The organism is Winogradskyella sp., assembly GCF_045105575.1.
Classification (GTDB): Bacteria; Bacteroidota; Bacteroidia; order Flavobacteriales; family Flavobacteriaceae; genus Winogradskyella.
Window position 1 is genome coordinate 1 of record NZ_JBGCDQ010000052.1, and the last position, 22,336, is coordinate 22,336.

Here is a 22,336-nt window from a genome sequence, read left to right on the forward strand (position 1 = left end):
CCATAAACTTGCCAAAAATCGTTAGGACCATCTCCATTCGGTGTGAAAAATTTAGGTAACCCAATTACGGAAACAGCATCTTCAGCAATACCACAGTTATTTTTATCGCGTACATAAACGGTATATAAACCGGGTTCAATATTAGTAAAGGTATTACTATCTTGATAAGACCCATTAGGATCATTTAAAGCATATTCATAATCACCTTCACCTTCCACAAATACCGAAATGGAATTATTTTGTGAGGCATCAACCACTTCAATTTGTGTAATGGTGGCTATATTCGAAGGCAATACGGTAATTGTTCGGTCTTTGAAACAACCGTTGGTGTTTAAAACTCTGACGGTATAATTGCCTGGTGCGTTAACTTCTATTTCAGTTGTGGTTTTGCCTGTAGACCATTCGTAGTAATAATTACTGGGATTATCGTTAATAACTCCACCTTCTAAAGTAATAGTTTCAGGAGAGAAATTTAAACAATAAAGCGTTTCAGCTTCAGTTTCAATATTTGGTAATTCTAACACGGTGAGTTCTATTTCGCTGATACCATAGCATGCATTGGCATTTTCAACACGTCCATAAATGGTTTGGTTGTACGCAATTGTATTGCTAAATGTTGTTCCAAGCGCATTATTTTCTAGTAAGGCGTCTTGGTAAGTTTCGTAATATGTTAAATTTAAACCGATAGGTGCGCCTGCTAAAACAGTGTCATTTGATTCCGTAAGATTAAAACTCATAAAGCCATCTTCAGTACCATCAGTATCACATAAGGTCATACTTGCATTGTTAGATGAGGTGGTACTTACTGTTAATGTGATTTCACTGAAATTAACGCAACTTGTTTGTGAGTTTGTCACACGAGCATATATAATTTGTGGATTTAGAAAGTTTTCAAAATTAGTACCGTCAATCGCATTTTCTCCATTTTGTGCATTGCCTTGAGATAGGTGAAAACTCACTGTATTGTTCGATGGATTATCCGTAATTAAGTCGATACTATTAGTGATATTAAACAAGGTAAAACCTTCCGGAATACCATCTTCATCGCATTGTATAATGGAAATATTATTAGCTACAGGAATAGGGTTAATTACAACATCAAAACTTCCTGTACTAAAACAATTTGTATTGGTTGTATTTTCAAATCTCACAAAAATAGTTTCTGCAAAAGGCGTGGTATTGGTATAATTTAAGGGTAATGCAGCTGCGTTATTTTCGGCTTCGTTTTGTGAGGCATGAAATGTGATAGCAGTTTCGGATTCCTCTTGGGTTCCTGTAATTTCGGGTATTACATCTTGTAAGTCTATAACTGCGATACCATCTGTAGGGTCGTTAGTCGTATCACAAAATTCAATAGTTTCTAGTGTTGTTATTTGCGGAGTATTATTTATGGTTAGTGTAAACGTGTTGGTGTCGAGGCAATTAGGGTTTTCAGAATTCTCTACACGCACAAAAATAGTTTGAGGATTACTAATATTCGTATAAGGAAATGTAATTCCATTTTCACCAGAGTCGGCAGCCTCTTGTGTTTCATAATAACTAACATTGTAGAGGGAAGGATCTTGCGCCAATAGGGCTTCAGCATTTTTATCTGTAAAATCAAAACTGGCCATGTTGTCATTGGTGCTGTCATCACAAACAATAATGTCTGTAAGGTCGTTTGCTACAGGAATTTCAAAAACACCAACAAGAGCATTTCCTTCAATTGGACATTCACCATTATTAGGTTCAATATAAACTTCGTAAAAACCTGGAGTATCAACGAATAGTTGCGATGATGTTTCTGTCAATTCTGTGCCATCAAAAGACCAAACGTAATCGGCACCAACAATATCTTCGGCTTGTAAGGTGTAAGAATCACCAATGCAAAGGGCTAGTTCTGTTGTGCTAATACCATTTTGAATAATATCAATTTCTGAATTAAATAAAGATTGAATGAATGGTGGTAAACCAAGACTACTTGTGTTTTGATTACCGCTATTAATATCTAAAAGGATGCCTTGTACATTATAATTTGAATTAAAACCATCCTCTTCGGGATTTTCAATGACACCTAAGAAGCGGTTGGCGCCTGTATTAGTGTTTCCAAATTCCAGTTGTGCTCTGTATATACGCCTATCTAAACCAAGTTGTAAGGCACCTGCACTTAGTGTGTTAGAGGAATGAACTACGTCTAGTGTGTTTGGTATGTTTGCACTTTCTAGATCCCATTGTAAAACTTGGCTGGGTGCAATTCCATTTGAACCCGTTCCGATAGTTGCGTATGCTTTGCGGTTTTCTGCCGAAAATTCTACACCGTATGGACTGTTACCGTTCTGAGGGGAATACAATTCTATATTGTTTGAAACCATACCAGTGTCATTATCAAAATCATAGAGATAGACACCACCAGGGGAGTTTCCACCAACACTAGTTGCAAAACCATAATGCGCTACTAATAATTTTGAAGCGTCTGGAGATGCTTTTATATAACCTAGCGCATTTCTACGATAGCCTTCAACAGGTACTGTTGGGCCTACGATTGAGGTAACAACAGGGATAGCATCACCATTTTCATCCGTTGCAACTCCATATTCGGTAACTTTAAAAGCATAAAAGGTGTCAATAAAATGTGTAATGACCCAAAATGAAGAACAATCTTCAGCTCTTACTGCTGTAATTTTTTCTGAACATTTGTAACGTATTTGGAGCTCATCAGTTGGATCATAAGTTAAAAGCTCTATATTTTTTTCGCTAGGCACAACATCTCCTTGTCCGCCATTTAAGTTCATGTCGACTAAAGAATAATTCAACCCGTTATTGAATCCATCATCGATTGCTGGCGCACTTTGTCCATTACTATCCGTATAAACACCAGTATATTGCATAGGATAAGCGGCAGCATTATCATGATGTGGTTCGTCGACAGTGAATATATAATATTGATTTGGACGCTCTGGTCTTGGTACAATTAAACCAGATGATGTACTAGATGGATCACCTAATAACCCTGTGCCACCAAAATAATTACCATTAGGCATAATTTGATGATTACGGCTCCAAACGGTTTGTCCATCTGTGTAGAATTGTAAAACACCTTCTTCATTTGCTATAGAGGTGCAGCCTTCTAAAGTGTTAATCTGGCCATTTGTAATTGCTGTTACCGAGCCGTTTTCGCTGTTAAATTGTAATCCAGCATTTCTTCCAAAATACCAAATAGACGCTTCGTTTTGAGCAAATACTTGGCAACTGGTAAGGAGTATTAATAAAATTAAAGCGTTCTTTTTCATAAGCTTTTCTGTGTAAAAACACATAAAGCATACAAGATAAGGACTAGAACTTAAAACTCCTAAAGGAAACGTTGAATGCTCCTTTAAATAGGACGATCAAGAACTTACAAATCTCTTTTCTTCAATAGACGTAATGATAGAAATATGAAAATAGCAGTCCAGCCTAGAACTATAGCTATTTCGCTAAAATGCACAGCGTAATCGTACATAATTTCTGCTTTGTCAGGGAATTTGGTCATTACAATACGTCGCACAGGTTCGTCAATTAGCTTATACATAGATTGCAATGGGAAAAAATCATGAATACGATCAGCAAGATCACTATTAATTTTCCATTTCATAAGACCATAAATAATACTTTCTGAAATAAATAATATGAATAAAAATCCCAACGCAAAAGCAGAACGTTTTACTAACATGCCTAAGAATAAACACAAACTAAAAAAGCCAACAAGTTTTACAAAATAGGCGAGCAGAAATTCGACTTCTCTAAAAATAATTGAGGCTTCGGTATAACTTGAATAATACAACCCAATAAAAAATGTTGCTAATCCGATGAGTAAGGTGGCACACAGTGAGAAAAAGACAATGGTGTAGAATTTAGACAATATAAATTCCTTTTTACTTAGACCATCAATGAGGTTTTGCTTTAAGGTTTTGTTGCTGTATTCATTGCCAATCATACTCACCACAACAATGGCAAAGAAGAATTTAAATTGCGACGCAAAGAAGGTGGTCATATGCCAAATAATAGGGAAATTAAAAATGCCTAATTCGCCTAATTCTAAAGTGAAAAAGCCGAAAAAGTTAATTTTAATAGATGATAATATTAAAACTGTAAATGGTAAAATAAATGATATAATGATTAAAACTCTACTAGCTTTATTTAGCCAAAGTTTCTGTAATTCGAGTTGTATAAGACGTAACATAGTGATTGGTTTGGTTTTTTAAAGATGCTTCGGCAAGTTTAGCATGCCATTAAGGATTTAGTTAATTTTCTTGGTTATCCGTTAATTGCAAAAACTGTTCTTCTAGACTTTCTTTTCGTTTTACAAGGTGTGATAGAATAATACCTTGCTCGAACATCGTTTTATTAAAATCTGGTGCGGACATGGGCTCGTTTAAAAAAGCCGTGATTAAATCGTCTTCTATTTTTACTTTTCCGATATTAGAATGGGCCTCTAGAACAGTTACGAGTGCGTCATGCTTTTCTGCTTTTAATTCAAAAAAACCATGGCTGCTAATCATTTCATCGACACGACCAGCATATAATTTTTCGCCTTTACGCAATACCACAACATGAGAGCATACTTTTTCAACTTCATCTAAAAGGTGCGAAGCTAAAAGAATAGTGGTGCCTTCTGCCGCAATATCTTTTATAATCTGGCGTATTTGATGAATCCCTTGTGGATCTAGACCGTTTGTAGGTTCATCTAAAATTAAAATTTCAGGATCGTTAAGTAGGGCAGAAGCAATGGCTAAACGCTGCTTCATTCCTAAAGAGTACGTTCTAAATTTATCATTTCTACGATCTAACAACCCGACGACATTTAATTTTTCAGCAATTTTACTTTTATCCACACCTTTTATTTTACAAACCAATTTTAGGTTTTGTTCGGCCGTCATATAAGGATAAAAATTAGGACGCTCAATAATGGCACCAACTTGTTTTAAGGCATCGTGGGTTGTGGTATTGCCATCAAACCAATGGAAATCGCCTTGTGTTTTATTTACAACATTTAAAACAATACCTAGGGTTGTCGATTTTCCACTTCCGTTAGGTCCTAAAATACCATAGACGTTGCCTTTGTTGATTGTAAAACTTAGATCTTTAACAGCGGTTAAATAGCCAAATTTCTTTGTGAGATTGTTAATTGTGAGAATTGGTTCCAAAATGATTGGTTTTGTAATGCTGAATTTATGTTATTATTCCGATAGCTATCAAAATAGAAAAACACTCAGCACAAGTTGGTTATGTTAATGAGACGAATCCGCCTTCTATTTGTTACAGATATTTACTGAAAATACTTAAATTTAGCACATGAGCAATGATTTAAAAATATCTAAACGTAAACCGTCCTATCCTATATCACCTGAATTAGATCAGTATTTACATGATTACAGGCGCAATATTGATTTGCCTATTTTTTATTCAGATTTATTGCGTTTTCAAGGCTCTATTGTCGTTTATGATAAAAATGATGAAGATACCCTTTGGGTTCGTGTGTATTATAATGAATTTGAACGTGCTGAAATTGATAGAAGCTTAAAACAGGTCTACTCTCATTTATTATCTGATGGTGGTGAAAGCATACTAAAGTTTCTAAATGTGGATGCCATTGACTTCTGCACCTTCGGAAATTCTAAACCATTCAGAATAAAAGTACGAAATATTCTCAACGATAATTACACCTATTTCTATGTTAAAACTGCTGATGCGTCGCGTGTTTATGGATTAGAATTAGAACAAATGTTGTCACCATATCAAATTAATTTTATGGTTTGTAAGGATACGTTGATAGAAGAGCATATTGCTGGTATTCCGGGTGATGAATTTATAAAAAATAATTTAGGCGATTGCAATAGCTCTGAGAAAGCACAAATTGCAAAAGAGTTTGTGAAGTTTAATGAACGTTGCCTCATAAGACTTCTGGGCGATATGAGATCTTACAATTATGTCATTGTGCCTACGCACGATTTTGACCATGTTGTTTTCAAAATTAGAGCTATTGATTTTGACCAGCAATCTTACGAAGGGAATTTAAAAATTTACAGACCACAGTTTTTTAAAGAGAATTATAAGATGGTGGAACTGGTACGTGAGAAAATTCAGAATGAATCTGTAGATCAGTATAAGATTGAGGAACGCTCTATTGTTGCTCGACGCATGATTAGTTATAAAAATCGTTTAAAGCGGTTATTAGATTGTATGGCAGTTGATGAAATATCGATACCAAAATATATTGAAATGCTCAAAGAAGATATTTATGGCTACACATTGGATTTAAACTTTAGAAAAAGTAAAAATATGGGTGAAATTTTAACGAATGCACTCGATTTTGTGAAGCGTAATTACGAAGATGTGAGTCTGAAGCGGTTTAATTAATTCCAATTTTCATCAAAGTCCAAATTATCATAATCACTAGGATCTAAATCATCTTCAAATTCACCAAATTCGTCTTCATCTTCCTCTGCTTCAAATGTTTTTTCTGGTGCTTGATCTGGAATCTGCCCATGCACATACATTAAGTTAGGATAATCTGTGCCTTCTGCTTCTTCAACAATTTCGCCAAGTTCTACATAGAAGGTCCACATGTTCATAAAATCATACAAATAGATGAGGCGTGTAGAGGCTTCATGAATCATATCTTTAATGATAGTCGTTCCCATCATTTTAACTTCATTTCCGGCTTCACTCATATCCATCATCGCAATTTCTTCACCTTGGTTCCATTGCTCATCACTCATATAAAACGATGCCATTTCCATGCCATCAAACCCAAAAGACTGCGTAATAACGTTGTGTAAATCTTCCATAGTATCGCTTTCACGGATTTCTATGTCGCGGAATACATCGTCTTCAGTATCGTTATCTAATATTATTCTAAATCTGTATATCATGGTAAAATTTCTTCTGCAAAGATACAATTTATACTGTATCTAGTTTGTTTTTTAGTTCAGTTCTGCGACTACTTTCTAGAATAATGTAGAATTGAATTCCGATCATTATTGTGGCAACAACAAGGTGCAAAGGCTGCGTTGAAAACGGAAAGTTGAAATAATACATTGCTATTCCGGTTGCAATTTCTAAACCAATACAAACGATAACAAATTTTAATTTATCGTAACCCAATTGCAGTGTTTTGTTTTTGAAAAATAACCACGCATTAAGTACCAAAACTAAAATAGATAAAGTTCTGTGCACGTAAAATTCTAAAGGTGCAAGGTCGGTCATATCCCAATTAAAATAACCATAGAGTTTATTCTGAACGTCCACAAATTGACGGACTTGGGTTCCTAGCACGATTTGTACAAGGGTTAAAATTGAAGCGATAATCAGCACATTTCTAAACCTTAAATTGAAAACTTGTTTTTTAAATGTTGTTTTTGAAGCAAATATTAAATACAAAATAATCGCGACTATTACGATAGCCATAACCATATGAATGGTAATTTTATAAGGCGCTAAATTAGAATCTACGACTGTTTTTCCTAACCAGGCCTGAAACGCCATTGCAACAACCGTAACAATGGATAGTAGTAAAAAGCGTTTTCGATCTTTCCATAACCAAATGGACATGATTGTAAAAATTAATATTGGAATACCAGATAGAGCACCAATAAGCCTGTTTATGTATTCAATCCAAGTTTGTAATGGATTAAAAATAGCATAGTCGTGAGCGGTGTATGGTTCCCAATTCTTAAGGTCTAATGTGTTTGAAGATTTAAAATCTTGGGTGGCAACTTGCAACGCTTCGTTAACGATAATGACGATGCCTTTTTTATAATCGTGGTTGGGTTGAAACTGTAATTCTGAAATATCTGTTGGTGGAATGTAATACCCAAAACATTTTGGCCAATCTGGGCAACCCATTCCAGAGCCAGTCATTCGTACCACAGCACCAGCTATAATTACTAAATATATGAGAACTAGTGTGACTTTTGCGGTTTTTCTAAATCGATTTCTCATCTGTTTAAGTCTGAGGAGTTAGTCCTAATTTTTTTCCTTTTTCTAGCATTAATTGAAAAGCTGCTTCATGTTCATTTGGGATGTCACCTTCTAAAATTGCTTCTTTGATGGCTTCTTTAATGATACCAATTTCTTTTGAAGGTTTTAAATTGAATGTTGTCATAATTTCTTCACCACTAACAGGTGGTTGAAAATTACGAACCTGATCGCGCGCTTCTACTTCAACAATTTTATCTCTAACTTTTTTAAAATTGTTATGATATTTTTTAAATTTATTTGGGTTCTTCGTTGTGATATCGGCTTCGCAAAGGGTCATTAAATCTTCCACATAATCACCAGCATCAAACACCAAACGCCTTACGGCTGCATCAGTGACATCAGAGGCTAAAACGATAGGTCGCGAACTCATAAACACCATTTTCTGAACAAATTTCATTTTATCATTTAATGGCATTTTTAATCTTTTAAACAGTTTATAAACCATTTTAGAACCCACAAACTCATGTGCATGGAAGGTCCAGCCTATTTTTTTATGAAATTTTTTGGTTGGTGCTTTGCCAATATCATGCAATAAAGCGGCCCAACGTAACCATAAATTATCTGTGGTTTTACAAATATTATCAACCACCTCTAAGGTGTGGTAAAAGTTATCTTTATGGCGCTGTCCTTCAATTTCATCGATGCCTTTTAAGGCCGTCAACTCTGGCAGTATAAAATCTAACAATCCTGTTTGTTCTAAAAGTAAAAAACCAATGGAAGGTGTTTTGCTAGCTAAAATTTTATTCAATTCTACAACGATTCTTTCTTTGGTAATGATGTTGATACGTTCTTTATTATCTGAAATGGCTTTAAGCGAAGTAGCTTCAATTTTAAAATTTAATTGCGTTGCAAAACGGATGGCTCGCATCATGCGCAAAGGGTCGTCACTGTAGGTGAGGTTGGGATCTAAAGGTGTTCTGATGATGCCTTTATCTAAATCACTAATACCATTAAATGGATCTAATAGCTCACCAAAATCGGCTTTATTTAAGCTAATCGCTAAGGCGTTGATGGTGAAATCACGACGGTTTTGATCGTCTTCTAAAGTGCCATTTTCAACAATAGGGTTTCTGCTATCTTCGGTATAACTTTCTTTTCTGGCGCCTACAAATTCCACTTCAATATCATCAAACATAAGCATCGCTGTGCCATAGGTTTTAAACACCTGAACTTTTGGTTGGTTTGGTAAATTTTTAGCCACTTGTTTCGCCAAATCTATTCCGCTACCAACAGCGACCAGATCAATATCTTTGGCATCTCCACGTTCTAGTAAATAGTCGCGCACAAAACCACCAATAACAAAACAATCTACGTTGAGTTCTTCGGCAGATTGTGTGATGTATTTAAATATGTTATGCTTTAAGGCGTTTTTGTGATTCATATGTTTTATTAAAAATGCAATTATTTCTGCCACGAATACACTAATATTTTTCTGTGCATTTTCTCAAAATTTTATTTTTAACTAATTCTTTCGTACTTCGATTCTTATAATACAATTCTTTTATGGTCTAAAAAATCTTTGTGAAAATTCGTTAAAATGGCTAATTTACATTCGGATACTTTTAAATAATTGATGCATTGCGCTAAGTGTTTATCACTGAGTAATTCAACTGTTTTTAATTCAAGAATAATTTTATCGAATACAACAAAATCCGCATAAAATTTATGTTTTAAAACGATGTCTTTATAATTAACTGCATAACATTTCTCTCTTTCAAAAGGGATGTTTCTACACTTAAATTCATATTCAATAGCATCTTTATAAACAATTTCAGCAAAACCACTTCCTAAATTATTATACACATCGAATAGAGCACCAATAATAGCATAGCTTTCGTCTTTATATATAATATTTGCCATAATTGTTTGTCCGTATTAACAGAAATATTAATTACGGTTAATATTTATTTTTACTACAAATTCTTTCTTAAAAAACATTCGTGTATTCGTGGCTAAAAACATATCGTTTACTGTAAAAAATATTCTTTTTTGCTGTGCAAAGATACGACACAGCACCAATCTATTAAAAAGAAAACACTGCTTTTTAGAGCGATTTAACTATTGGTGATTTTGAAGGTGGGATTTGAAAATTAACCGATACGATGCAACAGTTTATTTAGAAACATTTTTAGCAACAGTAGCGAATTGTGTATATTTCATATCCATAGCTGTAAAGAGTAGTGGAATATTGTAAAGATAAGGCTTTAAAGATTTACTTGGGTTGATACCATTATTACTAATAACTTCGTAACCTAAGCTTTCGTACATTTTTCTTATGCTTTTTTTAGTAAACCATCTCAAATGCGTTTTATCCATAATGCCATGGTCTTGGTAATCCCAATCTCCATTGATAACCAACATTTTTAGAACTCGAAAATTTCTAATATTTGGTATAGAACTAATAATCAATCCGTCTTTAACTAATTTAGATTTTAAAGCACGTAATACATCATCCGGATATGCTAAATGTTCTAAAACATCATTAAAAAAAATGGCATCAAAATAGTTTTCAGGTAATTCACTGATAAAGTCCTCCACAGCACCAATAAAAAGTTGGTCTACAATATCTTTTGCAAGTTCACCTTCCTTGGGCATGTACTCAATACCCCAAACCTCTGCATTGTTAAAACCTTTAATTTGAGCAGCAAAGGTTCCTTGTCCGCAGCCAACATCTAAAACACGTTTGGCAGTTTTGGGCAACAAAGCTAGCATTTCATGTCGTGGAAAACTGTAATAGGCCTCTGGTTTATTGTTGTAGTCCATGTTAATGATTAAAGATAGGCTTGAAAGGTATTAATTTTTTTGATGTTAAATGAAATAATAGATAAAAGTTAGATACCTCTATTATATAAGAGATGTTCTCAAAAGGCAAGAGATTTAAGGCTTCATTGAATAGACTAAAGCGTTGCCACCCTTTAAAATAATCTTAAACGATGAAAAATATTTCTTCGGTTTAATTATCGATTTAAACCCATATTTCAATAAGAGGATGAGCCTCAAAACACGATAATAAAAATAGCTGTAGTTTTTCTGAATGACATATAAATAAGATATCGTGAATTCATTTTTTATTTTTACGTTCGTAGAACTTTTTCCCATATAATGAATGAAAGTTGAATTTGGATAAAACACCGTATCGTAACCGTTTTTTTTCAGCCTTAAACAAATATCCATCTCTTCATAAAATAAAAATATATTCGGATCAAAACCACCACAACGTTCGTACGCCTCTTTTTTAAAAAACATAAAAGCCCCAGAAACTAGGTCTACCTTAAACGGACTTGTTAAATCACTTTTTGTTTTGGCAGCATAATATTTTTGTGGTTTTTGCTGGCTCAGTAAATGATACTTTAAATCTATAAATTGTCTATAACTGTATTTAAATCTTTCTTTATCCTTATTAATTTGATGCAACCCTAGCACACCAACATGGTTATTATCTTTACTATAATTTAATAATTTTAACAGTGAATTTTCAGTAAGCTCTGCATCATTATTTATAAATGCAAAATGCTCACCTTTAGCAAATTGATAGCCAAAATGATTACCACCACCAAAACCTAAATTTAGCTTGCTCTTTAAAAAGATAATAGGTTTGTTTTCTAAAAAATCCTGAAGGGTTTGTTGGTCTTCGGCACTCGAATGGTTATCAACCACAATAATCTCAAAGCTCAGTTCTTTGGTATATTTATAAATAGACTCAATACAATTAATCGTATAATTTGCAGAGTTAAAATTTATAATAATTATTGAGATATCCATAGGCTCTAAAGGAAACAAATCTAATAAAAATTCAGCCTTATGAGATATTAAGTTTTTATAAATGATTAATATTGTAGTATTACTAAGTGCAGTTATGAAGAAAATTCAGGTTGGTTTTTTATTATCCTACGATTATGAAAAGCTAAAACTTTCAATTCCTCCGGTATATAAAGAAGCCGATGCTATTTTCTTGGCCATGGATCAAGAACAGCGCACTTGGTCGGGTAAGCGATTTGAAATTGATGCTGAATTCTTTAAATGGATAAAGGATTTTGATACAGAGAATAAGATTACCATTTACAAAGATAATTTCTACATACCCACTTTGTCTGCCATACAAAATGATACGCGAGAACGTCACTTACTATCCATAAAAATGGGAATTGGTAATTGGTTGATTCAAGTTGATGCCGATGAATATTTTATAGATTTCAAACAATTTGTCGAAACACTGAGACAACACGATCATTTTTTGGTGAATCCCAAAAAACAACCGGTTCAAATTGCTGGCTTTTTAATTAATATCTATAAATATTTAGATGAAGGTTTACTCTATGTAAATAAGCCAACAAAGGTAATGTTAGCGACTAACTATCCTAATTATAAAAGAGCTCGTAATAGCAAAGAACGTGTTATTTATACCGATAATATTTTGCTGCATGAGTGCTTATCTCGAACAGAAGCACAATTAAAATTTAAGTTTGAAAATTGGGGACATAATGATGAACTAAATTCGGAGTTTTTTGATAAATGGCGAAAAGCAAATGCAACCAATTACAAAACGATTAAAAATGTCTTCTATTTAGACCCAACGATATGGAGGGATTTAGGTCATTTTCCTAGTCAAAATCTAAATGAAATAAAAGATGACATTAAGCATAACGAAGCTCTAAGATTAACTCCTATTTTTTTACAAAAAAAGAATTTTGGTCAATGGTTTAAGTTTTTGAAAATTTTTAAGAGGAGTAAAATTAATTTTGAGTCTTATTTTTAATTATGAAAACATTATCGTCGTCATTAATCATAGCCACATATAATTGGCCAGAAGCGTTAGATTTGGTTTTAAAAAGTGTTAAAAATCAGATTGTTTTGCCAGATGAAGTCATTATTGCAGATGATGGCTCTACGGATGAAACTAGAATAATTATTGACCGATTTAAAAGTGAAATTTCAATTCCTGTAAGTCATGTCTGGCACGAGGATGAAGGGTTTACAAAAGCTACGATTTTAAATAAGGCTATTGCAAAGTCGAAAGGTGAATATATAATACAAGTAGATGGTGATTGTATAATGCATCGGCATTTTGTAAAAGATCATATCACATATGCTTCAAAAAATACTTATCTCTACGGCAGTCGTGTTAACATACAAAAGGAGCATTTAGAATTTCTTTTTAAAGCACAGCAGATTACATTCAATCCATTTTCAAAAGGGATTAAGAAAAGAACACGTGCTATTTTTAGTCCGTTGTTGAGCCAATTATATAAAGCGAGTCATCAATTTTCTAAGAAATTTAGAGGTTGTAATACCTCTTATTTTAAAGCAGATTTTATTGCCGTTAATGGCTATAACGAAGATTTTAAAGGTTGGGGAAGGGAAGATTCTGAATTGGCTTTGCGATTTTTTAATTACGGTTTAAAATCAAGAAGATTAAGATATAGAGGCATCGTTTATCATATCTATCATCACGAAAAATCTAAAAGCAGATTAGAACTTAATAACGATATAGAATTAAAAACAATTAATGAAAAGCTAACTTGGACAGAGCATGGCGTTGATACATATTTAAGTGAATAGAAAAAGAATCATAAATCAGAGTTTTGAGCAGCACACCGCTTTTTTAGACGATATCATCACCAATTATGATACTAAAGGAGAGGACTTTGGAAACCAAGACCGAAATTCTTTAAAATTATTTAAGTTAGAGGACAAAACACTTAACGTTAAATCCTTTAGAATTCCTAATGTGATCAATCAAATTGCGTATCGTTTCTTTAGAAAAAGTAAGGCGCAACGCTCTTTTGAATATGCAAATAAGCTACAAAGTTTAGATATTGGAACTCCACAACCTGTGGCTTATTATGAATTTAAAACTGGCGTTCTTTTCAAAAAGAGCTATTATATTTCTGAGCAATTAGATTGCGATTTAACTTATAGAGAGCTTACTACAGATTTAAATTATCCTAATCACGAAGCCATTTTAAGAGCCTTTACAAGATTCACGTACAAACTGCATGAAAAGCACGTGAAGTTCTTAGATCATTCTCCAGGAAATACATTGATTAAAAAAGTAGGAATTGATTATGAATTTTATTTGGTGGATTTAAACCGAATGGAATTTAAACCCATGGATTTGGACGAGCGTATTAAGAATTTCGCCAAACTTACCATACATAAATCGCTAATTGAAGTGATGAGCGATGAGTACGCGAAATGCAGCAATACTCCTTATGAGACTATTTTTAATTTAATGTGGAATACCACCCAAGAATTTCAAAAAAAATATTGGAGAAAACGTAACCTTAAGAATAAATTAAAATTCTGGAAAGCAAAAAAATAAGGTTCTTCATTTAGGAATAAATTTGTCAATGAGTTACCTTCCAACCCAATAACCCAATAACCCAATAACCCAATAACCCAATAACCCAATAACCCAATAACCTAATTAAGTATATCCTTCCGATAAAGTTCACGCAACTTAGAATACTTCAAAAAAGTAATATTGGCAGTTTGCACACAAATGACAAAACCATTAAATCCATCTAAAAAACCTAATCTTAAAACGTACGATTTAAAAAATGCCCAAGTCGGATTCACGAAGACTTTCCAAATAGGAGCTTTTTTACCTCTGTCAAAATAAGCTTTTGCCGCAATGGTTGAAAAATATTCTGTTTTTTGATTGAATTCAGAATAGGTTTGATATGTTTTATGAAGAATATCTCCTTTTAAATGACCTGTTTTAGATTTAGTATTTAAAAGTAAGATCTTGTCATGCGGATTTACTCCTTGCCAGTTGGCTTTTCGTCTATCAAAAATCCGCAATTTTTTATTAGGATACCAATCGGAATGTTTAATCCACTGCCCACAGAAATTATTAAAACGATTGGCATAGTAACCGTCATATGTCCAGTTAGTTTTTAGATTAATAATGGATGTTTGAAGCGTTTCAGACAAGGCTTCGTCACCATCTAAAGATACCACATAGTCATAACTTGCTTTGGCTAAAGCAAAGTTTTTTTGTTCGATATAGCCTAAGAAGTTTTGTTCAATAAAGGTAACATTAAAGCGTTCGCAGATGGCTTTGGTGTTATCTGTAGAAAAGGAATCAACTACAATAATTTCGTCCACCACATTAATCAACGACTTTAAACAGTGTTCAATGTTCCGTTCCTCATTAAAAGTAATAATAACGCCAGAAAGCTTAATCATTTCCATATTAAAAATTAGGTAAAAATAACTATTTTTGAACCAATGAACGCAATAGATATATCAGTAATCATAAGTACTTATAATAATCCAGAATGGCTTGAGAAAGTTTTATGGAGTTATGAGTATCAAACCTACAAAAATTTTGAAGTCGTCATTGCAGATGATGGTTCAGACAACAAAACGAAAGAGTTGATAGTAGCTATCTCTAAAGATGTGTCTTATCCGATTCAGCATGTTTGGCATGAAGATAATGGTTTTCAAAAAACAGTGATTCTTAATAAAGCCACAGTAGCAAGTAAAGGAAACTATGTAGTGTACTCTGATGGTGATTGTATCGCTAGACAAGATTTTTTACAAGTACATGTTACTAAACGCCAAAGCGGTTATTTTTTATCTGGTGGCTACTTTAAATTACCGATGACGATAAGTCAATTAATTTCTAAAGACGATATAAAAACGCAACGTTGTTTTGATATTAATTGGTTAAAACAAAAAGGTTTAAAAGCGTCATTTAAGACGAATAAAATTACAGCAAAAGGTGTAAAAGAAAAACTTTTGAATAGTTTTACACCAACCACAGCGACTTGGAATGGTCATAATTCTTCTGGATTTAAAACAGATATCATAAAGGCAAATGGTTATGATGAGCGCATGCAATATGGAGGCGAGGACAGAGAATTGGGAGAACGTCTTTTTAATGCAGGTATTAAAGCAAAACAAATAAGATACAGTGCTATTTGTTTGCATTTAGACCATGCAAGAGGTTATGTAAAACCAGAGATGATTGAGAAAAATCTAAAAATTAGAGCTGAAACTAAACAGAATAAAAGTACCAAAACACGTTTTGGAATTCTTAAAAGCTAAAACTGATTTAAATACGCTTTTAATCTAGGTGTTATGTATTCTGGTACAAACAGTTTATAAAGTTGAAGCGCTTCTTTTTTCATAGCTTTTGGTGATTCTCCGTTATAAGCTTCAGGTTTAAAATCATTTAAATGGGTAGAAACATGTGTTTTATCATCGTCAAACATGTTCCAAGCTTCTTTTATAATCCAAGGTGAAAATATAGTGAATGTAGAGATGTCTAAGGCTTTGGCCATGTTGGTTGCTCCTCCTTCATTTCCGATTAATGCAGTACAATGTGTTGTTAAGGCTAAAAAATCACGAAGACTTTTTCCAAAAACATTGAAATAAATTTGCTTTTGAGTCTCAGGACGACACAAATTTAAAATGGTTTGTGCATCTGCCTTTTGTTGTGGAATGTAGTTAAATAAGACCTGACTTTCAGGCTGTGATTCTACAATACAATCAATCACTTTGGCCATGTACTCAAAAGGATAGGTTTTATTGGCTCCGCTACCTAAAACACCAATCATAAATAAGGGTTGACTTAAATTAACGGCATGAGATTCTAAAAACTGTTTGGCATTTGCTTTTTCAGAATCCGTGATATATATTTTAGGTTTTATAATTTCATTAGCAGATATACCGAGTGGTTCTAGCAGTTTTAGACGGTTTTCAATCGCTAATCCTGCATTTGTTTTTGCCGAGTCAGCGTCTTTATAAGCATCTGTATATATAAATGAAGAATACCACTTCTGTTTTGATATTTTTACTTTAGCTTTAGAACAATAACTCATCAAATTGCTCGAAAATTTACAATACACATCAATAACAACCTCAAATTTTTCCTTTTGTAATTGCTTGGCAAATTTGTAGAGTTCACGTTTGCTTTTTTCGTGTGTTGGCGAAAAAAAATGAAAATGATCTATAAACGGATGATGTTCAACTACCGGAAACGTGTGCGTATTAATGACATAATGTAATTCAGCATTAGGATACTGTTGCTTAATGGCTTCAAACAAAATGCTTGTCGCCAGAACATCACCTATCATTTTCTGTTGGATAATTAGAATTTTCATGCTGAACCTTCAGGTTACAAATTAAAAACAACAAATTTCAATAACAACGCAGGCATTTTCGAATTTGAGATTTAATTTTCTTTTTTGAGAGTTGCGAGTATAGCGAGCTAAACTGCCACATCATACTCACGCAAAGCATCATTTAATGACGTCTTTTTATTGGTACTCTCTTTACGTTTGCCTATAATTAAAGCACAAGGGACTTGAAATTCGCCAGCCTTAAATTTTTTGGTATAGCTTCCTGGTATTACAACAGATCTTGCTGGAACAACACCTTTGGTTTCAACAGGTTCGTCACCAGTAATATCAATTATTTTTGTACTCATAGTCAACACCACATTAGCACCTAAAACAGCTTCTTTTTCAACGCGTACGCCTTCAACAACAATACAACGACTACCAATAAAAGCACCATCTTCAATAATTACAGGAGCAGCTTGTAGTGGTTCTAAAACACCACCAATACCAACACCTCCAGATAAATGTACATTTTTACCAATCTGCGCACAACTTCCTACGGTTGCCCAAGTATCTACCATAGTACCTTCGTCAACATAAGCACCAATATTTACATAACTTGGCATTAAAATAGTGCCAGGTGCAATAAAAGCGCCATGCCTTGCTACGGCATGTGGTACCACTCTAATGCCTTTTTCAGCATAACCGCGTTTTAGTGGAATTTTATCATGGTATTCAAAAATTCCAACCTCAAAAGTTTCCATTTTCTGTATCGGAAAATATAAAACCACTGCTTTTTTAACCCATTCGTTAACTTGCCAGCCATCAGCTGTAGGTTCTGCCACACGCAAGGTGCCAGTATCAACTAAGTTTACAACACTTCTAATAGCGTTGATGGTAACTTCATTGGTTAAAAGGGAACGATCTTCCCAAGCATTTTCTATGACAGATTGTAGTTGTTTCATGTAGAATTTAATAAAAAGTTATGCTCAAAGATAAGTCCATAAATACCCATGAGAAAATATTTTAATTTTTTTTTGAGATAAATGTGACCTAACTTATAATGTGGTGTCTTATAAGTATTAAATGGAAGATAATTTATTTCTAATAACGTTATCTGAGAGTTTAATTAATAGCTAATTTCGAAAACCCCTTTCCCCTTATTTAAGGGGTTTTCTCTTTTTAGTGGTTAAATAAAATGTGACCTTGTTAATAATAGTGGGTCAGATAAGTAGTTAATAACATGATTTATTTTGTAGAGGGAATAACATCATTACATTGATTTTGTTTAAGTTGATAATCTAAAACGCTTCTTTATTTAAGGAAGCGTTTTTTATTTACGCTTGTTTTATAATTAGATTACCTTTGGCATATGGCACGAATTTTAGCAATAGATTACGGAACAAAACGAACAGGATTAGCGGTTACAGACGAAATGCAAATTATAGCATCAGGACTTACCACTGTTGATACTAAAATGCTATTGGAGTATTTAGAAAATTATGTAAGTACTGAAAACGTGGAAAAAATAGTGGTTGGTTTACCAAAGCAAATGGATAATACCGCTTCTGAAAGTGAAGTGTATATTCAAAAGTTTTTAGTGAAATTAGCAAAAGCGATTCCTGAAATTCCTGTAAAACGTGTCGATGAGCGTTTTACTTCCAAAATGGCATTTCAGACGATGATTGATGGTGGTTTGAAGAAAAAGCAACGAAAAAATAAGGCGTTGATAGATGAGATTAGTGCCACGTTAATTTTACAGAGCTACCTTTCTAGTCGTCATTAGACTTTAAAGCGTTGGAATTTAGTTTTTGAAATTTGAAATATTATCTACGATTTTTGATACTTTTGCAATCGAAAATAAACGACTTATGATTTTACCAATCGTTGCTTATGGCGATACTGTTTTAAAGAAAAAAGCAAAAACCATTGCTAAAGATTATCCTAAGCTAAATGAGCTTATCGATAACATGTACGAAACCATGTATGGAGCTTATGGAGTAGGTTTAGCTGCACCTCAAATTGGTTTAGCAATTCGTTTATTTTTAGTGGATACGAGTCCTTTTGCTGACGATGAAAATTTTACGGAAGCAGAACAAGAGCAACTTAAAAACTTCAAAAAAACCTTTATAAATGCCGAAATTTTAGAGGAAGAAGGTGAGGAGTGGGCTTTTAATGAAGGCTGTTTAAGTATTCCAGATGTTAGGGAAGATGTTTACAGACAACCAAAGATTAAAATGCAGTATCAAGATGAAAATTTTGAGACACATGTTGAGGAATTTGACGGTTTAATTGCCAGAGTGATTCAGCATGAGTATGACCATATCGAAGGTGTTTTATTTACCGATAAATTATCTTCTTTTAAAAAGCGTTTATTAAAAGGACGTTTAACCAACATTTCAAAAGGTAAAATTAAAATTGATTACAGAATGCGTTTTCCTGCAATGAGCAAAAAACGCTAATAATAGATATATGAGTTTAGACAAAATTTTATCCATTTCTGGAAAACCAGGTTTATTTCAAATCGTAACACAAACCAGGACAGGCGCTGTTGTAGAATCGTTAATAGATAAAAAACGAATTACTGTTGGTGCACACAGCAACATTAGTATTCTCAGCGAAATTGCTATTTATACCTTAGCTGAAGAAGTGCCTTTAAGAGAAGTGCTTAAGAAAGTGAAAGAAAAGGAAAATGGAGAGCCAACAAAAATTAGTCATAAGGATAGTAAAGATGTTTTAGAAGAATTTTTCTTTGAAGTCTTACCAGATTATGATGAAGACCGTGTATATCCTTCTGATATTAAAAAGGTAGTACAGTGGTATAATTTACTTCAGAAAAATGATCTCTTAGCAGCTCTAGATGAAGTTAAAGAGGAGGAAGATACTTCCGAAGAAGAATAACGCTATTCTAAGTTCGAAACAGTTATAATGATGATAGATTTTTAAATTATACTGAAAATTTGAATGCTTAAATTGTCCTCTTGAGTAGACTTTAGAAATGTTTTTTCAATTTGAAACGTCTTTAATACGTTCGATCTTTACTTAATAAGATTAAAATATATTTTAAGTGAAGTTATAGAATGTGGTATCAATAACAATGTACACGAAATTCATGTCTGATAAAACAACCCAATTAAAAGCCTTTGAGCGTTTGTTAATTATCATGGACGAGTTGCGCGAGCAATGTCCTTGGGATAAAAAACAAACCATGGAGTCCTTACGTCATTTAACCATTGAAGAAGTCTACGAACTTGGAGACGCCATTCTCGATAAGGATTTAGATGAGGTTAAAAAGGAATTGGGAGATGTTTTACTTCATATTGTGTTTTATTCTAAAATAGGAAGCGAAACCAACACCTTTGATATTGCGGACGTTTGCAACAGTATTTGCGATAAGTTGATAGATCGTCATCCACATATTTATGGTGATGTAGTGGTTAAGGATGAAGCCGAAGTGAAGCGAAATTGGGAACAGCTTAAACTTAAAGAAGGCAAAAGTAGTGTGCTTGAGGGTGTACCAAAAAGTTTGCCAGCTATGGTAAAGGCAAGTCGCATACAAGAAAAAGTAGCAGGAGTCGGTTTTGATTGGGAAGAGCCACAACAAGTTTTTGAAAAAGTAGAAGAGGAGCTGGCTGAACTTAAAGTGGAAATTGAAAAAGGCGACCAAGATGCCATTGAAAGCGAATTTGGCGATGTACTATTTTCCATGATTAATTATGCACGCTTTCTTAATGTGAGTCCTGAAAACGCTTTAGAGCGTACCAATAAAAAATTCATAAAACGCTTTCAATATCTTGAAAGTAAAGCCAAAGGCCTAAACAAATCTTTAAAGGACATGACACTTTCTGAAATGGATGTGTTTTGGGAAGAGGCTAAACTCTTGTAAAAACAGAAGTCTCATTCAAACTACAGATTTTAAAAAGATTTAGAGCTAACCCATTAATGTTCTGGCTGTATTTCAAACAAAGCAATAAAACTTTCGAGATTTTTCAGGATACGGAAAACCTCAAAGGTTTTCAAAACCTTTGAGGTTTAAAATCCAGTTGTCCATATTGCTAAGGTTGTTTTCAAGATAAAATCACTGTTAAAAACTAACCTAATTTATAAATAGTTTGAATTATAAAGGCTGTAAATGTTAAAATACTAATAATTTCAGATTCCAAACATCCAAAATATGGTTCTGTGCGTAAATACTACATATAAAAGCTATTAAACGTTTTTATAATCTTAGTAGGAGATCTTAATTATTATTTTAAGCGGTTGTAATTAAGGTTAATTTAGTTTAGTTAGGGCAAAACCCATCTGTTTAGGCAGATGGGTTTTGAAATTTATATTCAGCACTTGATGTGTCATTTTTTTATTGAAAGTATTAGTGCGTTTGGTTAGCGCGAGTTTTAAATTCGTAACAATAATGTAAACATTGGACACGAGTTTAAAACTCACGTCGGCTATAAGAGTACAAGTATTTATAAGTATTTGTACTTGTTTGTATTTAAGTAAAACCGTTTAAGCTTATGATATGGTTAGTTTTTCTTGAATATATGTTTATTTTTGAAAATGTAACTATATAATACGTTACCTGCAAGCTAAAAAATGAACTATCTTAAGAACAAAGAAAAACAAAAAAGTAATTAATGGATAAAGTAGATTTAATGGTTACTATAGCCGTAATTACAATGTTTATTTCATTATTTCTAGCATTGTTTTTGATTACAGTAAAATCAAAACACAAATTAAGTAATCGCCTTTTCGCTCTATTTTTAATTTTAACTGCGATAGATATAAGTGGAATTTTATTTGAATTTTTAAATAAGAGTCCTTCAAATATTGGGATGTTTAGAAATCTAATGACATTCTTGCAACTTCCAACTTTTTATTTATATGTTTTATCTGTATGCTATTCGGATTTTAAACTAAAACCAAAACATTTAATTCATATCATCCCTTTTTTGATAGTAAATTTAATCTTGCTACCTCGCTTTTATGGAGTAAATCTAGTCTCAAAAATTAGGTTTCTTGAAAAAAGTAGCAGTATGATAGAAATACAGTTTAATCATATTCTCATTCATATTCAAATTGTATTTTACATCATTGTAGTTTTTATAGTATTAAAGAAAGCAAAAAACATATACCTAGAAAATTATACAGGAGCCAGTATTACGTCACTTAATTGGTTATTTCAATTTGCGTTAGCACTGTCATTATTTTATTCTCTTGCACTGTTAAAAAACATCTTCAAATTTTCTACTTATACTAACTTTTCTGAA

At 33.1% G+C, this 22,336-nt stretch carries 21 protein-coding genes and 1 pseudogene; 10 read left to right on the top strand and 12 right to left on the bottom strand.

From position 1 onward, the window contains the following. The 3 genes from AB8B52_RS12610 to AB8B52_RS12620 all read right to left on the bottom strand — a co-directional run. Positions 1 to 3,269, bottom strand: a 3,269-nt coding sequence (locus tag AB8B52_RS12610; RefSeq protein WP_406028653.1) for a hypothetical protein, incomplete at its 3' end; no start/stop codon positions are given. A gap of 104 nt (positions 3,270 to 3,373) precedes the next feature. Then, positions 3,374 to 4,198 carry an ABC transporter permease gene (locus AB8B52_RS12615; RefSeq protein WP_406028655.1) on the bottom strand — a complete coding sequence of 275 codons (825 nt, stop codon included), beginning with the start codon at positions 4,196 to 4,198 and terminating at the stop codon, positions 3,374 to 3,376. A 61-nt stretch (positions 4,199 to 4,259) separates the two neighbouring features. Further along, positions 4,260 to 5,162, bottom strand: a complete 903-nt coding sequence (locus tag AB8B52_RS12620; protein ID WP_406028657.1) for an ABC transporter ATP-binding protein — start codon at positions 5,160 to 5,162, stop codon at positions 4,260 to 4,262. 148 nt (positions 5,163 to 5,310) lie between these two features. On the opposite strand from AB8B52_RS12620, the gene AB8B52_RS12625 reads away from it, so the two are divergent. Next, positions 5,311 to 6,375, top strand: coding sequence for a hypothetical protein (locus AB8B52_RS12625; RefSeq protein ID WP_406028659.1), 1,065 nt, complete (start codon positions 5,311 to 5,313; stop codon positions 6,373 to 6,375). Here AB8B52_RS12625 and AB8B52_RS12630 read toward each other — a convergent pair. The 6 genes from AB8B52_RS12630 to AB8B52_RS12655 all read right to left on the bottom strand — a co-directional run bounded on the left by AB8B52_RS12630 (position 6,372) and on the right by AB8B52_RS12655 (position 11,760). Next, a complete protein-coding gene (locus tag AB8B52_RS12630) occupies positions 6,372 to 6,890 on the bottom strand; it encodes an IS1096 element passenger TnpR family protein (RefSeq protein ID WP_406028661.1) in 519 nt (172 codons plus the stop codon). The genes AB8B52_RS12625 and AB8B52_RS12630 overlap by 4 nt on opposite strands. A 28-nt stretch (positions 6,891 to 6,918) precedes the next feature. After that, the gene (locus AB8B52_RS12635) at positions 6,919 to 7,959 is read right to left on the bottom strand and encodes a COX15/CtaA family protein (RefSeq protein WP_406028663.1); all 1,041 of its coding nucleotides are present in this window, start codon (positions 7,957 to 7,959) and stop codon (positions 6,919 to 6,921) included. 4 nt (positions 7,960 to 7,963) lie between these two features. Beyond that, complete coding sequence (locus tag AB8B52_RS12640; RefSeq protein WP_406028665.1) at positions 7,964 to 9,379, bottom strand: CCA tRNA nucleotidyltransferase; 1,416 nt, start codon at positions 9,377 to 9,379, stop codon at positions 7,964 to 7,966. A gap of 104 nt (positions 9,380 to 9,483) precedes the next feature. After that, a complete protein-coding gene (locus tag AB8B52_RS12645; protein ID WP_406028667.1) occupies positions 9,484 to 9,858 on the bottom strand; it encodes a GxxExxY protein in 375 nt (124 codons plus the stop codon). Positions 9,859 to 10,110: 252 nt separating this feature from the next. Continuing rightward, a complete protein-coding gene (locus AB8B52_RS12650) occupies positions 10,111 to 10,761 on the bottom strand; it encodes a class I SAM-dependent methyltransferase (protein WP_406028669.1) in 651 nt (216 codons plus the stop codon). Positions 10,762 to 10,875: 114 nt separating this feature from the next. Continuing rightward, the gene (locus AB8B52_RS12655) at positions 10,876 to 11,760 is read right to left on the bottom strand and encodes a glycosyltransferase family 2 protein (RefSeq protein WP_406028671.1); all 885 of its coding nucleotides are present in this window, start codon (positions 11,758 to 11,760) and stop codon (positions 10,876 to 10,878) included. Positions 11,761 to 11,821: 61 nt separating this feature from the next. Here AB8B52_RS12655 and AB8B52_RS12660 point away from each other — a divergent pair, with 61 nt between their 5' ends. The 3 genes from AB8B52_RS12660 to AB8B52_RS12670 are packed head-to-tail and all read left to right on the top strand — an operon-like array spanning position 11,822 to position 14,320. Beyond that, entirely contained in the window at positions 11,822 to 12,754 is a 933-nt protein-coding gene (locus tag AB8B52_RS12660) for a hypothetical protein (protein ID WP_406028673.1), read from the top strand. A gap of 2 nt (positions 12,755 to 12,756) precedes the next feature. Then, positions 12,757 to 13,557 carry a glycosyltransferase family 2 protein gene (locus AB8B52_RS12665; RefSeq protein ID WP_406028675.1) on the top strand — a complete coding sequence of 267 codons (801 nt, stop codon included), beginning with the start codon at positions 12,757 to 12,759 and terminating at the stop codon, positions 13,555 to 13,557. Then, the gene (locus AB8B52_RS12670; RefSeq protein WP_406028677.1) at positions 13,550 to 14,320 is read left to right on the top strand and encodes a lipopolysaccharide kinase InaA family protein; all 771 of its coding nucleotides are present in this window, start codon (positions 13,550 to 13,552) and stop codon (positions 14,318 to 14,320) included. Before AB8B52_RS12665 ends, AB8B52_RS12670 begins: the two co-directional genes overlap by 8 nt. A gap of 101 nt (positions 14,321 to 14,421) precedes the next feature. Here the strand turns inward: AB8B52_RS12670 and AB8B52_RS12675 are convergent, their stop codons facing one another. Further along, a complete protein-coding gene (locus AB8B52_RS12675) occupies positions 14,422 to 15,195 on the bottom strand; it encodes a glycosyltransferase family 2 protein (RefSeq protein WP_406028679.1) in 774 nt (257 codons plus the stop codon). Between the two features lie 36 nt (positions 15,196 to 15,231). On the opposite strand from AB8B52_RS12675, the gene AB8B52_RS12680 reads away from it, so the two are divergent. Continuing rightward, positions 15,232 to 16,053: a glycosyltransferase family 2 protein gene (locus AB8B52_RS12680; RefSeq protein ID WP_406028680.1), complete on the top strand. Its 822-nt coding sequence runs from the start codon at positions 15,232 to 15,234 to the stop codon at positions 16,051 to 16,053. Here AB8B52_RS12680 and AB8B52_RS12685 read toward each other — a convergent pair. After that, positions 16,050 to 17,111 (bottom strand): glycosyltransferase family 9 protein, encoded by a 1,062-nt coding sequence (locus AB8B52_RS12685; protein ID WP_406028682.1) that lies wholly within the window; start codon positions 17,109 to 17,111, stop codon positions 16,050 to 16,052. The two genes, AB8B52_RS12680 and AB8B52_RS12685, sit on opposite strands and share 4 nt — an antisense overlap. 107 nt (positions 17,112 to 17,218) lie before the next feature. After that, positions 17,219 to 18,034, bottom strand: coding sequence for a 2,3,4,5-tetrahydropyridine-2,6-dicarboxylate N-succinyltransferase (locus tag AB8B52_RS12690; RefSeq protein ID WP_406028684.1), 816 nt, complete (start codon positions 18,032 to 18,034; stop codon positions 17,219 to 17,221). 407 nt (positions 18,035 to 18,441) lie between these two features. Here AB8B52_RS12690 and ruvX point away from each other — a divergent pair, with 407 nt between their 5' ends. From ruvX to AB8B52_RS12715, 5 genes and pseudogenes are all read left to right on the top strand, one after another. Then, positions 18,442 to 18,855, top strand: a complete 414-nt coding sequence (ruvX, locus tag AB8B52_RS12695; protein WP_406028686.1) for a Holliday junction resolvase RuvX — start codon at positions 18,442 to 18,444, stop codon at positions 18,853 to 18,855. Positions 18,856 to 18,940: 85 nt separating this feature from the next. Continuing rightward, positions 18,941 to 19,531 (top strand): peptide deformylase, encoded by a 591-nt coding sequence (gene def / locus AB8B52_RS12700; RefSeq protein ID WP_406028688.1) that lies wholly within the window; start codon positions 18,941 to 18,943, stop codon positions 19,529 to 19,531. 10 nt (positions 19,532 to 19,541) lie between these two features. Next, positions 19,542 to 19,970 carry a DUF5606 domain-containing protein gene (locus tag AB8B52_RS12705; protein WP_406028690.1) on the top strand — a complete coding sequence of 143 codons (429 nt, stop codon included), beginning with the start codon at positions 19,542 to 19,544 and terminating at the stop codon, positions 19,968 to 19,970. A gap of 196 nt (positions 19,971 to 20,166) precedes the next feature. Continuing rightward, complete coding sequence (gene mazG / locus AB8B52_RS12710; protein WP_406028692.1) at positions 20,167 to 20,955, top strand: nucleoside triphosphate pyrophosphohydrolase; 789 nt, start codon at positions 20,167 to 20,169, stop codon at positions 20,953 to 20,955. Positions 20,956 to 21,703: 748 nt separating this feature from the next. Further along, positions 21,704 to 22,336: pseudogene (locus tag AB8B52_RS12715) on the top strand (AraC family transcriptional regulator); the annotation flags it as partial.